A 16675-nucleotide genomic window follows, 5' to 3' on the forward strand; every position below is an offset into this window, starting at 1 on the left:
CGCAGCTGTCCTGCGTGGAGCAACGGCAGCACGAGCACAGCGGGGCGATGCTCCTCCACAAGAGCCTCGGGCTGCGTTCGGTGCTGCTGAGGCTGCTCGTCGTGCGCACTGGATTCGCTGAGCCATCCATGAACCTGCCGGTCATCGTGCGGGATGGGCCGCGGTTCGTGCTGGACCTGGCCTGGCGCGAGCAGCGCACGGCGCTCGAGTACAACGCCTGTGACTTCGTCTGCTGAATGGCGGGGTTCTTCGGTCGCTTCGTGGCGGGGTCAGGTGACACCGATGACCAGGTTGCTCTGTGCGGCTTCGATGACGTCGTTGGTGATGGTGTCGAGTTCGTTGATCTTCAGGACCCGCTGGATCTGGGGGAAGAGGCGTTCGAGGAGCCGGAAGTTGCCGCGGGTGATCCGTGCGATGGCTGCGATGGCTTGGGCGTCGGTGAAGTCGTCGGGGTCGAGGGTCTTGCCGAGGGATCGCCAGTGTCGCTCGAGGACGAACAGCAGTTCGTCTTGTCCCAGGGGCCGGTACTGGTGGGCGAAGCCGACTCGGCTGTAGAACTGGGGGTAGTGGCTGAACTGCTTCTCCAGGCCGGGCATGCCGATCAGGATCAGGGCGATGTCGTCGCGGTCATAGCGATCGCGCAGCAGTTCCAGAGCGGCGGGACGCAGTCGTTCGGCCTCGTCGACGATGATCAGCTCCACGTAGTTCCTGCCGTGTCGCCATCCCCAGGCCTCGGCAGTGGGCGTGCCGGGAGGTACGAGGTGCTGCTCGATGCACATGTTGGTGCGGGTGATGGCTTGGGTCAGCTCGTCCTTCAGGGTCCGCGGGGTGGTCAGCACGCTGGGGGTGTAGAGCACGGTGCGGCTCCGGTTCAAGGCGGCGTAGATCTTGGCGTCGTTGTCGGAGCGCGGCCCCCAGTAGGTCAGCAGGTCATGAGCCTTCTCGTAGTGTGCGTAGCGGCGCGCGGAGAGTGTCTTTCCTACGCCGGCTGATCCGAAGCACAAACCGATGGTGTGCCCGCGGCGCACGGCCTGGTCGTGGTGCTCTTGGTTGACGGCCTTGCAGACGAATTCGTCGTGATCGAAGACGCGGATCTCGGTGATGTCGCGGGGGTCGTAGCGGATCACGACCGAGCGTCCGACGTAGCCGGCCAGAGTTGGCGAGACGTAGCGCAGGCCCTGGAAGCGGATGCCATCGCGGCGCACGACGCGGGTCTTGGCGACGGTCAACAGCAGTCTGTCGAGGTCTTCCAGGCTCTCGGGCATTCGGGGCAGCCAGCCATCGGCGATCCACGCGCTGCGCGGGGAGGTTCCGAGCTCGCTGTGCGTGCGGTCGTTGTAGGTGGCCACGAACGCCTCCAGGGCGCTATCGAGGGCGGCCAGGGACAGTTTCGGTGTCGGCCAGGGGTGCCCTTCGGTGATGTGTCCGGGCAGGGTGGCGAGTAGCTCGGTGTTGATGGTGCCGGAGAACCGCTCGATCTTGCCCCGTCCCTGGGGTCGGGCGACGGTGGAGTGGATCAGTCGGATGTGGAGGTCGACGGCGGTGTGGGCGAGCTGGTCACTGGTGAAGTCGCTGCCGTGGTCGACGTAGAGCACGTCGGGCAGGCCGCACATCGGCCAGGCCGGGTCGGTCTTGTGCCAGATCGCTTGGCGCAGCGCCAGGGCGGTGTTCATCGCCGACGGTGCGCCCAGGAAGACTGTGTAGCCGCAGACCGCCCGGGAGCAGTCGTCGATGATCGTTGTCAGCCATGGCCGTGCGGGCTTGCCGTCGGTGCCCACCACCAGGATGTCGAGCATGGTGTGATCGGATTGCCACATCGCGTTGGGCAGCTCTGCTTGCCGGCGTAGCACCAGCTCGTGCTTGTCGCGGTAGGACGCTGCGCCCTCCAGGGCGAGGGTGACCATGCCGGGATCCAGGGTCCGCACGATGTCCCACACCACCGAGTAGGAGGGGACCGGCCACCTCCGGGCGGCGCAGATGCCCGTGACTTTGCGATGGATCGTGGCGATGGCCGGCCGCGGCTTGCCCAGTGCCAGGCCCTCGATCAGGTCGACGAGGTCGGGCGGAAGGCGGCGGGAGCCGGCGTCCGCCCGTGAGGCCGTCTCCAGTCCGGCGTAGCCGTCGGCGCGGTAGCGGGCGTGCCAGCGCTCCAGGGTCCGCAGCCCTACATCGGTCTCGCGAGCTAAGCGCGCGAGGGGCACCTGGTCCTCGACGTGGAGCCTGAGGATTCGCCACCGCGCTCGAGCGTCCACGACGCACCTACTGCAAGGCGTTCTCGCGCCCGCGCTCGGCGCGCTGAAGGGCGCGGTAGACCGTGGAGCGGCCCACGCTGAACAGCTCGGCCAGCTCGCCCACGGTGTGCTCGTCGGCAGCATGTAGCTGGACGAGGTGAGCTTCTTGCCGGGTGGTGAGTTTCGGTGACTTCCCGCGCAGCCGGCCCTTGGCCTTGGCGACCTTCATCCCCTCGCGGGTGCGGGCACGGATGAGGTCGGCTTCGAACTCGGCGACCATCGCCAGCACGTTGAACAACAGTTTCCCCATCGGGTCGGTCGGGTCGTACACCGATCCGGCGATGCTCAGCTTCACTTCCCGCGCCGCGAGGTCGTCGGCGATCTGGTGGGCATCACGGACTGAACGCGCCAGCCGATCGAGCTTGGTGACCACGAACGTATCGCCGTCCCGACAGGCAGCCAGCGCCTGCCGCAGGCCCTCACGGTCGGCGTTGCGGCCCGTGATCGCCGTAGATGCGCTTGGGATCGACGCCGAACTCCGCGAGTCCGTTACGCTGCGCGGTCAAGTCCTGCTCGTCGGTGGAGACTCGGGCATAGCCGACCTTCAAGGGGGACATGCTCCCCAGTGTGTCATATAGCCTCCCTTCACCGGACAGTTCACCGGACGGGTCTTACGGGACAGCCCGCCAGGCGTGCCGTCTTTCCTCTCGATAAGTAGCGGTGGTGTCCGGTGAGGGTTCCCCTTACGGGCATGCGATCTGGGCTGACGCCTGTGACCGAGTGTTCAGTGCGCGCTGTATAGTTCAGTCCATGCTGACTATTGCTTCGCGTCTCGACGTGATGAACCGCCTGGGTCGTGCACTGGCCGACCCCACTCGATCCCGGATCATCTTGACCCTGCTCGACCATCCCGCTTACCCGGCGGAACTGGCCCGAGATCTGGACCTGACACGCCCGAACGTGTCCAACCACCTGGCATGCCTGCGCGATTGCGGGATCGTCGTCTCCGAGCCCGAGGGTCGTCGGACACGATATGAGATCGCCGATTCGCACCTGGCGCAGGCGCTGACGGCACTGGTCGATGCCACCCTGGCAGTGGACGAAGACGCCCCGTGCATCGATCCCGCCTGCTCGCTTCCCGGATGCGACGCAGCTGGGGAGGGCGCATGATCCTCACCTCGGTCTTGCAGGCGATGGGCCTGTTCGCAGCGACCAACATCGACGACATCATCGTGCTCTCCCTCTTCTTCGCGCGAGGGGCAGGCCAGCGCGGCACTACCGCCCGCATTCTGGCCGGCCAGTACCTCGGATTCGCCGGCATCCTCGGTGCCGCGGTCCTGGTGACCATCGGTGCCGGAGCATTCCTGCCCTCGGCAGCCATCCCGTACTTCGGTCTCATCCCTCTGGGCCTCGGCCTCTGGGCCGCATGGCAGACCTGGCGCAGAGACGATGACGACGAGGCCAAGGTTGCCGGCAAGAAGGTCGGCGTGTGGACAGTCGCAGGCGTCACCCTTGCCAACGGCGGCGACAACATCGGCGTCTACACCCCTGTCTTCCTCAGCGTGGAACCTCTCGCAGTAGTCGCCTACTGCATCGTCTTCCTCGCGCTCGTCGCGGTCCTGGTGGCCCTGGCAAAGTTCGTCGCCACCCGCCCCCCGATCGCCGAAGTGCTCGAACGCTGGGAGCACATCCTCTTCCCCATCGTTCTCATCGGCCTCGGCATCGTGATCCTCGTCAGCGGCGGAGCCTTCGGACTCTGACGTAGCGGCAGCGATCCGAACGGCCCCGACCGGGCGCACCCCTCTCGGTTCAGACCGCGACACCTACCTGCAGCCAGTCCTGCGTGATCGCGGCAACAAGACCGCCACGGAGCGCTGCAAAAACCCCGCCACCAAGCGAACGAAGCCACAACAACGCCCGCGTCCATGACGAGGACCGGAAGACCTACGGCGATGAGCAGCACCGGCTGCACCTCCTAGCCGATGCCGGCTGGGACGTCCGCACGGTGGTCGCCGCCGACCTCAAGGATCCGCAGCGCACGGCCGCCTTGCTGTACTGGCTGCGCACGCACCTCGCCTGATCAGCCCTCCTCGCAAGCCCGCGAGCCTGTGCCCTGCGCCTGCATCGGGGGTCGAGATCCCGTTTCCGTGCATCCGCGCCGCCGAGATCCCGCGCAAATGCGGCAGATCGCCGAATCCGCGCACGGAAGCGGGATCTGGACCAGACTGCTGCACGGAAACGGGATTTCGGCGCGCGCGGTGCGGAGAAGCGTTGGCTCGGCCCGCGTGCAGGCGTGCGGGGGCGTGGCGGTCAGCAGACGACCACATAGTGAGACCGAATATCACGATACGGTCACGGCTCAGTAGCCTGTCGGGCGTTCCCATCACCTCGTGGAAAGCACCGCCATGTCCTCCTCCGCCGAGCCTGCCGCGCCTTCCGCCGCAGCCGTCGACAGCACGCCCCCGGTCAACCGCAGCAAGGTCGTCCTGGCCTCGCTGATCGGCACGACCATCGAGTTCTACGACTTCTACATCTACGCCACCGCCGCCGTGGCGGTCTTCCCCGTCCTGTTCTTCACGGGCGAGAACGACACCGCCAAGCTGCTGGCCTCCATGGCGACCTTCGGCGCCGCGTTCGTGGCGCGACCCATCGGCTCGGTGCTCTTCGGCCACTTCGGCGACCGCGTGGGGCGCAAGGCCACGCTGATCGGCGCGCTGCTGACCATGGGCATCGCCACGTTCCTGATCGGCCTGCTGCCCACGTTCTACGCGATCGGCATCTGGGCGCCGCTGCTGCTGACGATCCTGCGCTTCTGCCAGGGCCTGGGCCTGGGCGGCGAGTGGTCGGGCGCTGCCCTGCTGGCCACGGAGTACGCCGAGGAGGGCAAGCGCGGCCGCGCGGCCATGTGGCCCCAGCTCGGTGCGCCGTTCGGATTCATCCTGGCCAACGGCTTCATGCTGCTGCTGACCATGGCCATGGGCTTCACCTCCGGCGCGGTCGACGGCCTGGACCACGGCTTCCTGGCCTGGGGCTGGCGCATCCCGTTCCTGGCCTCGATCGTCATGGTGGCCATCGGCCTGTACGTGCGCTTCGCGATCGCGGAGACCCCGGTCTTCCAGCAGGCGCTGGACGCCAAGCAGGATGTGAAGTCCCCGCTGGGCGAGGTCTTCCGCACCTCCTGGCTGCAGATGATCCAGGGCACCTTCATCATGCTGGCCACCTACGTGCTCTTCTACCTGATGACCGCGTGGATCCTCTCCTACGGCATCGGCTCCCCCGACGCCGGCATGCTCGGCATCCCCTACCGCTCGTTCCTGGTGATCCAGCTGATCGCGGTCCTGCTCTTCGCCGGCATGGTCCCGGTCTCCGGCTGGCTGGCGGACCGCTTCGGGCGCCGCTCCTCGCTGCTGGTGATCACGGCCGCCATCGTGGGCTTCGGGCTGATCTTCGGCTGGTTCATCGCCCCGGAGAACCTCGGCACCGGCACGGAGATCAACATCATCCGCCTGCTGTGCTTCCTGGCGCTGGGCATGGCGCTGATGGGTCTCACCTTCGGCTCCATGTCGGCGGTGCTGCCGGAGCTGTTCCCCACGAACGTGCGCTACACGGGCTCGGGCATCGCCTACAACGTGGCCTCGATCCTGGGCGCTGCGCTGACCCCGTTCGTGGCGGTGTGGCTGACCTCCCGCTTCGGCGTCTCGGCGGTGGGCATGTACCTCTCGCTCGCCGCGGTCATCACGTTCATCGCCCTGTGGTGCTCCCCGGAGACCAAGGACGTGGACATGCGCTCCGTCGGGACCCGCTGAATCCGCCGCCGGCACGACGGGGGCCCTGGAGCTGTCAGCTCCAGGGCCCCCGTCGTGCTCGCCGAAGGGCTCACAGGCGCTGGTGCAGGCGACGGGCGGCCTCCGAGATCGTGCCGGACAGCGACGGGTACACGGTGAAGGTCTCCGCCAGGTCATCGACCGTCAGCCCCTTGGACACGGCCACGGACAGCGCGAAGATCAGCTCCGAGGCGCGCGGACCCACGACCACGCCGCCGAGCACCGTGCCGGGGCCCTTGCGGGCGATGACCTTCACGAAGCCGTCGTCCACGGCCATCATCTTGGCCCGCGGGTTGTTCGGCAGCGGGATCTTGTGGACGTCTGCCGCGTAGCGCCCGGAGCGGACATCGCCCTCGGTGATGCCCACGGAGGCGATCTCCGGGGAGGTGAAGATGTTGGAGGCCACGGTGGACAGCCGCAGCGGGCGCACGGCATCGCCCAGGAAGTGCGAGACCGCGATCCGCCCCTGCATGGCCGCCACGGAGGCCAGCGGCAGCTTGCCGGTGCAGTCGCCGGCGGCGTAGATCGACGGCACGGTGGTCCGCGAGACGCCGTCGACCTCGATGTGCCCGGACTCCGAGACGTGCACGCCGGTGTTCTCCAGCCCGAGCCCCTCCGTGTTGGGGACCCCGCCCACGGCCATGAGGCAGTGCGAGGCGGAGATCTTGCGGCCGTCGTTCAGGGTGACCACCACGCCGTCGTCGACGCGCTCCACAGAGGCGGCGCGCGAGCGGGACATGACGTTGAGCCCGCGGCGCTCGAAGACGTTCTCGAGGACCTCGGCGGCGTCGGCGTCCTCGCCGGGCAGCACCTGATCGCGCGAGGAGACCAGGGTGACCTTGGCGCCCAGCCCGTTGTAGGCGGAGGCGAACTCGGCGCCGGTCACGCCCGAGCCGACCACGACCAGGTGCTCGGGCAGGTCCGTCATCGAGTAGAGCTGCGTCCAGTTGAAGATCCGCTCCCCGTCCGGGCGGGCGGAGCCGAGCTCGCGCGGGTGGGCGCCCACGGCGATCAGCACGGCGTCGGCCTCGAGGTCGTACTCCATGCCGTCGGCGGCGACCACGTGCACGGTGCGGTCATCGAGCATCGAGCCGCGGCCCTCGACGATGTGCACGCCGTCGCGCTCCAGCCCGCGGCGGATGTCGCGGGACTGGGTCACGGCCAGGCGCAGCAGCCGGGTGTTGACGACCTCCAGGTCGACCTCGAGCCCGTTGAGGCTGTCGTCGTCGCTGGTCGCCCCGGCCACGTGGACGCCCAGGTCCTGCGCCTCGGTGAAGCGGTTCATGGTGTCCGCCGAGGCGATGAGGGTCTTGGAGGGGACCACATCGGTGAGCACGGCGGAGCCGCCCATGCCCTTGTCCTCGATGATCGTGACGTCCGCACCCAGGGTCCGCGCATGGAGAGCGGCCTCGTAGCCTCCCGGGCCTCCGCCGATGATCACGAGTCGTCTGGTGGGCTTGCGCTGAGAGTCCTGGGATGAGATCACGAGGTCATTGTGCCAAAGACGACGGCGACGCCGGGTTCGCGCGTGAGCGCCCTCACCGCCGGCGACAGGCCCGAGCGGTGTCACAGTTCCCGCACCTGCGCGCGTGCCGATATATTCGCGGTCGTGAAGACGGGTGCGGCGCGCCCGTCGATGACGCGACCTGGAAGGCCTCATGCACCCCCTGTCCCTGGACCTCGCAGGTCAGAACCGACAGCTCGACCCCCGGCGCCCGTGGACCGTGGGCTCCTCCCAGTTCGCCGATGTCCGCATCGATCACCCAGGCGTTCAGGACATCCACCTGATCCTGCGGTGGTCCGGGGCCTCCTGGACGATCGAGGACCGCGGCTCGGAGACCGGCACCGCGTTCAACGGCTTCCGCCTCCACGCCCACATGGCCGCTCTGCTCGAGTCCCCCGCCCAGATCACCCTGGCCCCGGACACCGGGCGCGGCTTCGTGATCTCCATGACGCCGCAGCGCCCGAGCGCACCGGCGGCCGGGCCGGGTCCGTCGGGCGCGGGTGCCGCGGGCCCCTCGTCGACGACGGCCCCCGGCGCGCGGTCCGCGAGCGCCGCTCAGGCTCCGGGTCAGCAGGGCTCCATGCAGCAGGCCACCGGGCAGCACGGCTCTGCGCAGCGAGCTCAGGACCAGCAGGGCCCCGCGAACCGTGCCCCGTCGCACCAGGCGCCCGCACCCCAGCCGCCGGCGGCCGATCCGGCCCAGGCGCGTCCCGTCGATCTGCACTCCGAGGACATCCAGCTGGCCTCGGTCGAGCCGACCGTGTTCGCCCTGCCCGTCGAACAGGCCGCCCAGGACCGACGGAACCGCGAGCGCAGCACTGAGCAGAAGCGCCCGGCCCGGGATCAGTCCGGCCCGTCGCTGGATGACATCCACTCCGCCGAGATCCCCGCGGCCTCGGCCGAGCCCACGGTCTTCGCGGTGTCGATGAACCGGGAGCTGGCCCCGCAGAGGGAGCAGGGCCCTGATGCCGAGGACGCCTCGGGCGCGGATCCGGCCGTGCAGATCGAGCAGCGCTCGTGGGTCAACCGCCCCGAGGCCGCAGAGATCCTGCGCGCCCCGGAGGAGGACGCCCAGCTGCGCTCCGGCATGCGCCTGTCGCCGGCGTTCCGGGCCCGTGAGATCGGAGGGACTCTGACCGTCGGACGCGATCCGTCGGCGGACGTGCTGATCGACGGCCTGCTGGTCTCGCGCCGCCACGCCCAGGTCAAGCGCACCGAGCGCGGCTCGATGCTCACCGACCTCGGCTCCACGAACGGCACGTGGGTCAACGGCCAGCGGATCTCCGGGACCGTCGAGCTGCTGCCGGGCGCGCAGGCCGTGATCGGCGGCGTCCCCTTCCGCCAGACCGAGGTCGGCCTGGCGGAGGTCGTGCGCACCGAGGGCAACACCTCGATCATGGTGCAGGACCTGACCTACACGGTCCCCGACCGCAAGAACCCGCGCCAGCGCAAGACGCTGGTCGACGACATCACCCTGGAGATCCCGGACCGGTCGCTGATCGCCGTGATCGGCCCGTCGGGCGCCGGCAAGTCCACGTTCCTGAACTGCATGCTCGGCGACGTCAACCCGGATCAGGGCCGTATCGAATACCACGGTCTGGACATGGCCCAGTTCGGCTCGGCGCTGTCCTCGCAGATCGGCATGGTCCCGCAGGAGGACGTGCTGCACCGCGAGCTGACCGCCCAGCAGGTCCTCGAGTCCACAGCCGCGCTGCGCCTGCCCGAGGACGTCGATCGCAAGGCCCGCAAGGCGCGCATCGCCTCAGTGCTCGATGCCCTGGGCCTCACCGAGCACGCGCGCACCCCCGTCTCGCAGCTCTCCGGCGGCCAGCGCAAGCGCGTCTCGACCGCCATGGAGCTGCTCACGGGCCCGCGCTACCTGTTCCTGGACGAGCCGACCTCCGGACTGGACCCGGACATGGACTTCGAGGTCATGGACCTGCTGCGGCGCATGGCCCACGGCGAGGTCGGCGGCGCGGACGGCTCGACCGTCGTGGTGATCACCCACTCGACCGCGAACCTGGACCTGGCCGACCGAGTCCTGGTCCTGGCCCCGGGCGGCTCGGTGGCCTACTTCGGCGAGCCCGCCGGGATGATGCCGTACTTCGAGCGCTCCCAGGGCCTCGGCCCGCAGGTGCGCGAGGTCTACAAGGGCCTCAAGGACGACCCCGCAAGCGCTGCGGCCGCGTTCCGGCACGAGAACGACGACGACGCCCCCCGCGAGCGCGTCCGCGCCCAGACGCCCACGGCCGCCCCGCATGCGTCGTCGCGACGCGGCCTGTTCCAGCTCTCGGTGCTGCTGCGGCGCCAGATCCAGCTCATGCGCACGGACGCCATGTCGGTGCTGATCACCACGGTGCTGGCGCCTGCGCTGCTGGCCCTCCTCGTGCTGGTGGTGCCCGGCGATCACGGCCTGACCATGCCGGAGTCCACGGACTCCGAGGTCAACCAGCCGCAGATCCTGCTGATCGTCATCCTGCTGGCGGCGGTCGCCCTGGGCCTGTTCCCCGCCTGTCGCACGTTCCTGGACGAGAAGCGGATCTTCCTGCGCGAGGCCCGCACGGGCCTGGGCGTGTGGCCCTACGTGGGCGCCAAGACGCTCGTCACGATCTCCACGTCACTGGTGCAGTCGCTGATCCTGGTGCTGGCCGTGCTCGCGCTGATCCCGAATGAGCCCATGGGTGCCTGGGGGCCCATGTGGCTCGAGCTGTGGATCGTGACGTTCCTGCTGACCATGACCTCGTGGCTGCTGGGCTTCCTGGTCTCGGCCATGGTCTCGCGCTCGGATGTGGCCATGAACGTGGCCTCGCTGCTGGTGGTCGTGCAGCTGATCTTCTGCGGCGGGCTCTTCGCAATGGACGGTGCCACGGACGGCATCTCGCGCGCCGTGCCCACCCGATGGGCGTACGCGGCCATGGGTCAGACGGGCGATCTGAACGAGATCGTGCGCGTGGCCGCGGTGACCCTGCCGCAGGAGGAGGCCAACGCCGATCTGCAGGAGGAGCACGACGAGGCCGCCCAGAAGGCGCGCGATGCCGGGACCCCCGAGCCGCCCGCTCCGCAGATCCCCGAGGTCGATGACTCCAGCGCCGTGCTCGACCCGCTGTGGAAGCGCAGCACGCTGAACTGGTGGGGCTCCACGGGCATCACCGCCGGCTTCGGGATCGCCTTCCTGCTGCTGTCCGTCTTCCTGATCCGCAGGACCAAGCAGCGCAAGCGCTGACACGACTGGCCGTCGCGCCCGTCCCGCCTCGCGGCGGGGCGGGCGCTGCGCTTCTCGGAAGGACCCCGCGAGGTCATCGCGCTGTCGCTGCGAGCTGTCGTCGCGACGGGTACGGATCTGCTTTGCGGCGTCCGAGGCCGCTGGCAGGATGAGTGACGACGAGGGCGTCGACAGCCCGGTCCGCGCACGCACCGGGACGCGGTGCGCCGCAGGCCGGTCGACGCCAGGACGAGCACCGATCCCGCCTCTGGAGGCCCGCACCGTGACGCAGCAGCCCGCATCCGCCGATCCCTTCGCCCAGACCGACCCGTTCGAGCTCGCCCAGCGCGCCGCCCAGGCCCTGCGCGAGCGCACCGGGGTCGAGACCCACGAGATCGCGCTGACCCTGGGCTCCGGCTGGGGCGGAGCCGCCGATCTGCTCGGCGAGACTGTCGCGGAGATCCCCGCCCCGGAGATCCCCGGCTTCTCCAAGCCCGCGCTGGAGGGCCACGTGGGGACGCTGCGCTCGATCCGCCTTGCCGACGGCCGCCACGCGCTGGTCATCGGGGCCCGCACCCACTACTACGAGGGCCGCGGCGTGCGCGCCGTCGTCCACGGCGTGCGCACCGCAGCCGCTGCCGGAGCCTCCACCATGGTGCTCACCAACGGCTGCGGAGGCCTCAACCCGGACTGGGCTCCCGGGACCCCGGTGCTGATCTCGGATCACCTGAATCTCACCGGGCGCTCTCCGCTGGAGGGCGCCACCTTCCAGGACCTGACCGATCTGTACTCCTCGCGCCTGCGCGATCTGGCCCGCACCGTGGATCCCTCGCTGCCGGAGGGCGTCTACGCGCAGTTCCCCGGCCCGCACTACGAGACCCCCGCCGAAGTGCGGATGGCCGGGGTGCTCGGAGCGGACCTGGTGGGCATGTCCACCGCGCTGGAGGCCATTGCCGCCCGCCACGCCGGCCTGGAGGTCCTGGGGCTGTCCCTGGTCACCAATCTGGCCGCCGGCATCCAGCAGACGCCGCTGTCGCACCAGGAGGTCGTGGAGGCAGGACAGGCCGCCGGACCGCGCATCGCCGAGCTGCTCGCGCGCATCGCGGGTGAGATCCGATGAGCGCCGAGCACAATCCCGACGGCACCGCCGAGGTCCAGGCCGCCACCGAGGGCGCCAAGCTCCTGCTGGCCGTGCGCGAGTGGATCGAGCAGGATCCGGACCAGCATGATCGCGACGAGCTGCGCGGGCTGCTTGAGCAGGCCCAGGACCCGTCGGCCCCGGAGGATCAGGCGCGGGAGGCCGTGGCCACGCTCGCCGAGCGCTTCAGCGGGACCCTGCAGTTCGGCACGGCCGGTCTGCGGGCCGCGATCGGCGCCGGACCCATGGGGATGAACCGCGCCGTCGTCCAGCGCGCGGCGGCCGGTGTGGCCGCCCACGTGCTGGCCGTGGCTGGAGCCGAGCCGGCGCCGAAGGCCGTGATCGGCTTCGACGCCCGCCACCGCTCGGCGGACTTCGCCCGCGACACCGCCGCGGTGCTCACCGCCGCCGGGCTGAGCGTCGAGCTCATGCCGCGCCCGCTGCCCACTCCCCTGCTCGCCTGGGCGGTGCGCGATCGCGGCGCGGAGACCGGGATCATGGTCACCGCCTCCCACAATCCGGCCACGGACAACGGCTACAAGGTCTACCTGGGCGGGCGCTGCGTCGAGCCGACCGCCCGCGGCTGCCAGATCGTCCCGCCGCACGACGCCCAGATCGCCGAGCGGATCGAGGCCGTGGGCGATCTGCGCGAGCTGGAGCTGGCCGAATCCGGCTGGCAGATCCTGTCCGAGGACATCGACCGGCAATACCTCGAGGCCGTCGCCGATCCGGAGGCTGAGCGCAGCAACTCCCCGCGGATCGTGCTCACCGCCATGCACGGCGTCGGCGGCCCCACCGCCCTCGCCGCGCTGGAGCGTGCCGGCTTCGATGACGTCCATCCCGTGGCGGAGCAGTTCGAGCCAGATCCCGGGTTCCCCACCGCGCCGTTCCCGAACCCCGAGGAGCCCGGGGCGCTGTCGCTGGCGCTGGCTCTGGCCCGCAGGCTCGACGCCGATCTGGTGCTGGCCAACGACCCCGACGCCGATCGCTGCGCTGCAGCCGTCCCCGACACGGAGGACCCCCGTGCCGAGGGAGGCTGGAGGGCACTGAGCGGAGACGAGGTCGGTGCCCTTCTCGGGGTGACCGCCCTGCGTCGCCTGGCCGGGACCGCCGGCTCCGCCTCTGTCGCGGGCCCTGCGCAGGCCGCAGATCCGGCTGCCCCCGCGCCGCCCTCCGAGACAGCGCAGGCACAGCCGTCCGAGCCGGTCCTGGCGAACTCGATCGTCTCCTCGCGCCTGCTCGGGCGCATGGCCGAGGCCGCCGGGGTGGCCCACCGCGAGACGCTGACCGGCTTCAAGTGGATCGCCCGCGTGCCGGGGCTGGTCTACGGCTACGAGGAAGCGCTGGGCTACTGCACCGCTCCGGAGATCGTGCGCGACAAGGACGGGATCACCGCCGCCGTCGCGATCGCCGAGCTGGCCCGGGCGGCTGCCGCCCAGGGGCGCACGCTGGTCGACGAGCTCGACGACCTTGCCCTGCGCCACGGCCTGCACGCCACGTCGCAGCTGTCGATCCGAGTGTCCGATCTGGAGCTGATCCCGCGGATGATGACGAGGCTGCGCGAGGACCCGCCCCTCGAGCTCGCGGGCTCCGCTGTGGCTTCCGTCGAGGACCTGGCGCACCCGGAGCCGGACTCGGACCTGCTGCCCACCGAGGGCATGCGCCTGCTGAGCGAGGACGGAACCCGAGTCATCGTGCGGCCCTCGGGCACGGAGCCCAAGCTCAAGTGCTATCTCGAGACGGTCATGCAGCTCGAGCACCGAGACGAGCTTCCCGCCGCCCGACGCCGCGCACAGGATCGTCTGGAAGCGCTCACGGAGCAGCTGCGGGCCCTCTTCACCGCCTGACGGCTCGACCCAGCACGTCACCCTCCCGCGCCTGCGTGCCCGGATGCCCTTGCAAGCTGCGAAGCCGCATCGAGGCACGCAGGCGCGGGTTGGGGTCGGGCAATGCCGGATCAGCTCACGGCCACATGCGCGCAGACCAGCGCGAAGCTGATCAGGAACAGCCACGAGCGCACGCCCTGGAAGACCTCCCAGAGCCGTCGCATGCCGGACCAGGCTCCTGCCGTGGACTCGTCGTCCTGCCAGAAGTGCGTCCGGAAGTTGATCGGCACGTTCACGATGATCGTGGTGACCAGCGCGATGCCCCAGAGCACAGCCGCCAACACGGGCAGGGTGGCTCCGCCCAGGTCGACGGCCCCGGAGATCAGCAGCACGAGCGAGGCCGTCATGAGCACGGGCATGATCCGCCCGAAGGTCTTCACGAGCCCCTTCTCGGCGATCACGTGGTTCTGCCGGTCGAGCTGGCGCAGCACCGGGTGCACGAACGCGTAGGAGCCGAACTCGGCGCAGGCGGTGAAGCCCGGGACGAACAGCCAGAGGAAGGCCAGCCAGGCCGTCATCGGCGCTTCTTCAGGCGGTCGGACAACCGCGTGCCGAAGGACATGGCGTAGGCCATCGGCTTGGGCATGGAGCCCGAGGGCATCATGCCGATCGACTGGGCCATGCCCATCTGATCGGCCTCCTGCCAGCCCTCGATGATCTGGCCCTCATCGGACCAGCGCACGATGCTGATCGAGTCGAACACGACCGGGCGGCCCGTGGCCGGGTAGCCCATGAAGGTGCCGGTGTGGGTGCCGGAGCCGTGGAAGACGACCGTGACGAGGTCGCGCTCGCAGATCATCTCGGTGATCTCCACGTGGAAGTCCGGGACGGCCTCGAACACGCGGTGCATGGCCTGGAACATGCCCTCGTGCCCGGGCGGCAGCCCCTCGCGGATCTGGTCGTGGAAGACGACATCGGGGTGGACGGCGCGCTTGGCATAGTCCCAGTCCTGGCGGTTCCAGGCGTTCTCGAGGTAATCGACCATCAGCATGCGGTTGCGCTCGATGTCGAGTCCGGGCCGCGACGGCTCGGCGGGGGTCGGGGCGGGCTGGGCGTCGGTCATGGTCTCGCGCTCCTCGGGGTCGGGGTGGTCTCGGTGGGGTGGATGGGCTTGGCTGCCTCATCGAGGTCGGGTCGGGCGGCCCGTCGGGGTCCGTCGTCTCGACGACGGACCCCGACGGCCGGTCCTGCTGCTCGGTGGCGGCCCATCAGTGCTCCTGGTGCGCCGCGCTCAGCGGCTGGACGGGGCCCAGCGCCTTGAGCTGGGCCTTGGCATCGGCGGCGAAGATCCGGGGCGTGACGGCCGGGCCGAAGCGCTTGAGGAACTGCGCGTTCAGTGCCGAGCCGATACCGGGGCGGTGCGCCGAGGCGCCGACTCCGCGCGAGGCCCGGGCGATCATGTTGGCCGTGGGCCGGCGGGCGGACTCGTAGGCGCGCAGCGCCTCGGTGATGCCGCGGTCCTGAGCCAGCAGGGAACCCAGGACCACGCCGTCGCTGAGCGCGGTGCCCGCTCCCTGGCCGAGGTCGAAGGTCATGGCGTGGGCGGCGTCGCCGGCCAGGGTGATGCGGGCGCTGCTCCAGCGCCGCAGCGGCGACTGATCCATCGTGTCACGGCGGGTGATGACCTCGGTGCGCGAGACCAGCTCGGCGGCCACGGGATCCCACTCGGCCAGCAGCGTGGCCATGGACAGCTGCGAGCCCAGGCTGTCGCCCTCCGGGGAGGGCCCGGAGGGGCGAACGCACCACCACACGATGGTCTCGTCGTCGAGCCAGAAGTGCGCGAAGCGCACCGCCGAGCCGTGCATGATGCGGAACGTCCCGGGCATCGCACCGGTCACCGGGGCCTGGGCCATGCCCCAGAAGTGGGCGTAGCCGGGATGGCGCGGCGGATCCGCGTGGTGCAGGGTCGCCCGCACCGCGGAGTTGATGCCGTCGGCGCCCACCACGGCGTCGAAGCGGTCCTCGGTGCCTTCGGTCAGCACGACCCGCGGCCCGCCTGCGGCGTCGAGGACCTCGCGCACGTTCGTGCCGCGATGGAAAGTCATCTCGGGCGAGCTGTCGGCGATCACATTGACCAGATCGGCGCGCTTGATCGCGATCGGCACGGAGTCGTCGAACTGCCGGCCCTCGGCCACCGTGTCGATCGTGGTGAACTGCTCGCCGCGGGCTCCGGACATCTCGAAGCCGGTGATCGGCGAGCTCACCTCCCGCGCCCGGTCCATGAGCCCCATGCGCTGCAGGGCCATGACCCCGGCGTACCACAGCACATAGCAGCCGCCGTCCCTGGACTCCAGGGTGGGGCGGGCGTCGAAGACGTGCACGTCCCAGCCCCTGCCCTGCAGGGTGCGCGCGGTGGCCAGACCCGCTGGGCCTGCTCCGATGATGGCCAGTCGACGACGTTCCAGCACTGTCCTCACCTCTTGACGGCTGATGCGACGAGCGCTCCGCCCAGGGTCACGAGCCCGGCCGCCAGGGTGACGGCGCCCGCCTGGACGAGGACGTAGAGCTCATTGGGCTCCTCGCGGTTCTCACCGTTCGAGGAGAGGAAGAATCCGGCCGGCATGAGCACGGCCGAGGCCGGCACGGCCCAGCGCGCCACCTGAAGCGCGGGGCCCTTCAGCTCGGTCTGCTCGGCCAGGATGACGGTGACGGCTCCCAGCGTGGCCAGGGATCCGGCGTGGCCGTGGCCCGAGCGCGCGAAGGTGCGCTGGAACTCGGTGCCCTCGGCCTCGCCCCGGGTCAGGGCCAGGACGTAGTTGCCCCCGGCCTCGATTCCGATCGTGGCCAGCAGCAGCAGCCCTTCAGCGGCGCGGGCTCCTCGGCGCAGCGGCTTCATGGTGGTCTCCTTCATGGGGTCGTTGACTGTCGGTCGGCTCGTCGAGCCGGTATC

At 70.1% G+C, this 16675-nt stretch carries 14 protein-coding genes and 2 pseudogenes; 8 read left to right on the forward strand and 8 right to left on the reverse strand.

Going from position 1 to position 16675, the window contains the following annotated elements; genetic code table 11:
• Positions 1-47 precede the first annotated feature (47 nt).
• Positions 48-236 (forward strand): hypothetical protein, encoded by a 189-nt coding sequence (locus tag JOE55_RS03640; RefSeq protein ID WP_053447721.1) that lies wholly within the window; start codon positions 48-50, stop codon positions 234-236.
• Between the two features lie 33 nt (positions 237-269).
• On the opposite strand, the gene JOE55_RS03645 is transcribed toward JOE55_RS03640, so the two are convergent.
• The 3 genes and pseudogenes from JOE55_RS03645 to JOE55_RS03655 all read right to left on the reverse strand — a co-directional run bounded on the left by JOE55_RS03645 (position 270) and on the right by JOE55_RS03655 (position 2848).
• Positions 270-1028, reverse strand: a complete 759-nt coding sequence (locus tag JOE55_RS03645; RefSeq protein ID WP_197017399.1) for an AAA family ATPase — start codon at positions 1026-1028, stop codon at positions 270-272.
• Positions 1029-1073: 45 nt separating this feature from the next.
• Positions 1074-2375: pseudogene (locus JOE55_RS03650) on the reverse strand (transposase); the annotation flags it as partial.
• A pseudogene (locus JOE55_RS03655) lies at positions 2260-2848 on the reverse strand (recombinase family protein). The pseudogenes JOE55_RS03650 and JOE55_RS03655, both read right to left, overlap by 116 nt.
• A 193-nt stretch (positions 2849-3041) precedes the next feature.
• On the opposite strand from JOE55_RS03655, the gene cmtR reads away from it, so the two are divergent.
• The 4 genes from cmtR (at position 3042) to JOE55_RS03675 (ending at position 6037) form a co-directional block, all read left to right on the forward strand.
• Complete coding sequence (gene cmtR, locus JOE55_RS03660) at positions 3042-3401, forward strand: Cd(II)/Pb(II)-sensing metalloregulatory transcriptional regulator CmtR (RefSeq protein WP_006590980.1); 360 nt, start codon at positions 3042-3044, stop codon at positions 3399-3401.
• A complete protein-coding gene (locus JOE55_RS03665) occupies positions 3398-3991 on the forward strand; it encodes a cadmium resistance transporter (protein ID WP_204782063.1) in 594 nt (197 codons plus the stop codon). Before cmtR ends, JOE55_RS03665 begins: the two co-directional genes overlap by 4 nt.
• Before the next feature lie 83 nt (positions 3992-4074).
• Positions 4075-4311, forward strand: coding sequence for a hypothetical protein (locus tag JOE55_RS03670; RefSeq protein WP_155930983.1), 237 nt, complete (start codon positions 4075-4077; stop codon positions 4309-4311).
• A gap of 325 nt (positions 4312-4636) precedes the next feature.
• Positions 4637-6037: an MFS transporter gene (locus tag JOE55_RS03675; RefSeq protein ID WP_024290065.1), complete on the forward strand. Its 1401-nt coding sequence runs from the start codon at positions 4637-4639 to the stop codon at positions 6035-6037.
• A 70-nt stretch (positions 6038-6107) separates the two neighbouring features.
• Here JOE55_RS03675 and JOE55_RS03680 read toward each other — a convergent pair whose 3' ends face one another.
• Positions 6108-7541 (reverse strand): NAD(P)H-quinone dehydrogenase, encoded by a 1434-nt coding sequence (locus JOE55_RS03680; RefSeq protein WP_235044729.1) that lies wholly within the window; start codon positions 7539-7541, stop codon positions 6108-6110.
• Between the two features lie 172 nt (positions 7542-7713).
• Here JOE55_RS03680 and JOE55_RS03685 point away from each other — a divergent pair, with 172 nt between their 5' ends.
• The 3 genes from JOE55_RS03685 (at position 7714) to JOE55_RS03695 (ending at position 13746) form a co-directional block, all read left to right on the forward strand.
• Entirely contained in the window at positions 7714-10782 is a 3069-nt protein-coding gene (locus tag JOE55_RS03685) for an ATP-binding cassette domain-containing protein (RefSeq protein WP_204782065.1), read from the forward strand.
• A gap of 262 nt (positions 10783-11044) precedes the next feature.
• The gene (locus JOE55_RS03690; RefSeq protein WP_006214261.1) at positions 11045-11881 is read left to right on the forward strand and encodes a purine-nucleoside phosphorylase; all 837 of its coding nucleotides are present in this window, start codon (positions 11045-11047) and stop codon (positions 11879-11881) included.
• Positions 11878-13746 carry a phospho-sugar mutase gene (locus tag JOE55_RS03695; protein WP_204782066.1) on the forward strand — a complete coding sequence of 623 codons (1869 nt, stop codon included), beginning with the start codon at positions 11878-11880 and terminating at the stop codon, positions 13744-13746. The genes JOE55_RS03690 and JOE55_RS03695 overlap by 4 nt, the downstream gene beginning before the upstream one ends.
• A 110-nt stretch (positions 13747-13856) precedes the next feature.
• Here JOE55_RS03695 and JOE55_RS03700 read toward each other — a convergent pair whose 3' ends face one another.
• The 4 genes from JOE55_RS03700 to JOE55_RS03715 all read right to left on the reverse strand — a co-directional run bounded on the left by JOE55_RS03700 (position 13857) and on the right by JOE55_RS03715 (position 16636).
• Positions 13857-14303: an anthrone oxygenase family protein gene (locus JOE55_RS03700; RefSeq protein WP_024290060.1), complete on the reverse strand. Its 447-nt coding sequence runs from the start codon at positions 14301-14303 to the stop codon at positions 13857-13859.
• Positions 14300-14848 carry an ester cyclase gene (locus tag JOE55_RS03705; protein WP_024290059.1) on the reverse strand — a complete coding sequence of 183 codons (549 nt, stop codon included), beginning with the start codon at positions 14846-14848 and terminating at the stop codon, positions 14300-14302. The genes JOE55_RS03700 and JOE55_RS03705 overlap by 4 nt, the downstream gene beginning before the upstream one ends.
• A 145-nt stretch (positions 14849-14993) precedes the next feature.
• Entirely contained in the window at positions 14994-16193 is a 1200-nt protein-coding gene (locus JOE55_RS03710; RefSeq protein WP_204782067.1) for an FAD-dependent monooxygenase, read from the reverse strand.
• A gap of 5 nt (positions 16194-16198) precedes the next feature.
• A complete protein-coding gene (locus JOE55_RS03715; RefSeq protein WP_235044728.1) occupies positions 16199-16636 on the reverse strand; it encodes a hypothetical protein in 438 nt (145 codons plus the stop codon).
• Positions 16637-16675 lie beyond the last annotated feature (39 nt).

This window comes from Kocuria palustris, assembly GCF_016907795.1.
Lineage (GTDB): Bacteria > Actinomycetota > Actinomycetes > Actinomycetales > Micrococcaceae > Kocuria > Kocuria palustris.

Bases quoted from the DNA above. Each gene is read 5' to 3' on its own strand.
- JOE55_RS03640 (WP_053447721.1), top strand. From the start codon at position 48: ATGCTCCTCCACAAGAGCCTCGGGCTGCGTTCGGTGCTGCTGAGGCTG.
- cmtR (WP_006590980.1), top strand. From the start codon at position 3,042: ATGCTGACTATTGCTTCGCGTCTCGACGTGATGAACCGCCTGGGTCGT.
- JOE55_RS03665 (WP_204782063.1), top strand. From the start codon at position 3,398: ATGATCCTCACCTCGGTCTTGCAGGCGATGGGCCTGTTCGCAGCGACC.
- JOE55_RS03675 (WP_024290065.1), top strand. From the start codon at position 4,637: ATGTCCTCCTCCGCCGAGCCTGCCGCGCCTTCCGCCGCAGCCGTCGAC.
- JOE55_RS03685 (WP_204782065.1), top strand. From the start codon at position 7,714: ATGCACCCCCTGTCCCTGGACCTCGCAGGTCAGAACCGACAGCTCGAC.
- JOE55_RS03695 (WP_204782066.1), top strand. From the start codon at position 11,878: ATGAGCGCCGAGCACAATCCCGACGGCACCGCCGAGGTCCAGGCCGCC.
- JOE55_RS03700 (WP_024290060.1), bottom strand. From the start codon at position 14,303: ATGACGGCCTGGCTGGCCTTCCTCTGGCTGTTCGTCCCGGGCTTCACC.
- JOE55_RS03705 (WP_024290059.1), bottom strand. From the start codon at position 14,848: ATGACCGACGCCCAGCCCGCCCCGACCCCCGCCGAGCCGTCGCGGCCC.
- JOE55_RS03715 (WP_235044728.1), bottom strand. From the start codon at position 16,636: ATGAAGGAGACCACCATGAAGCCGCTGCGCCGAGGAGCCCGCGCCGCT.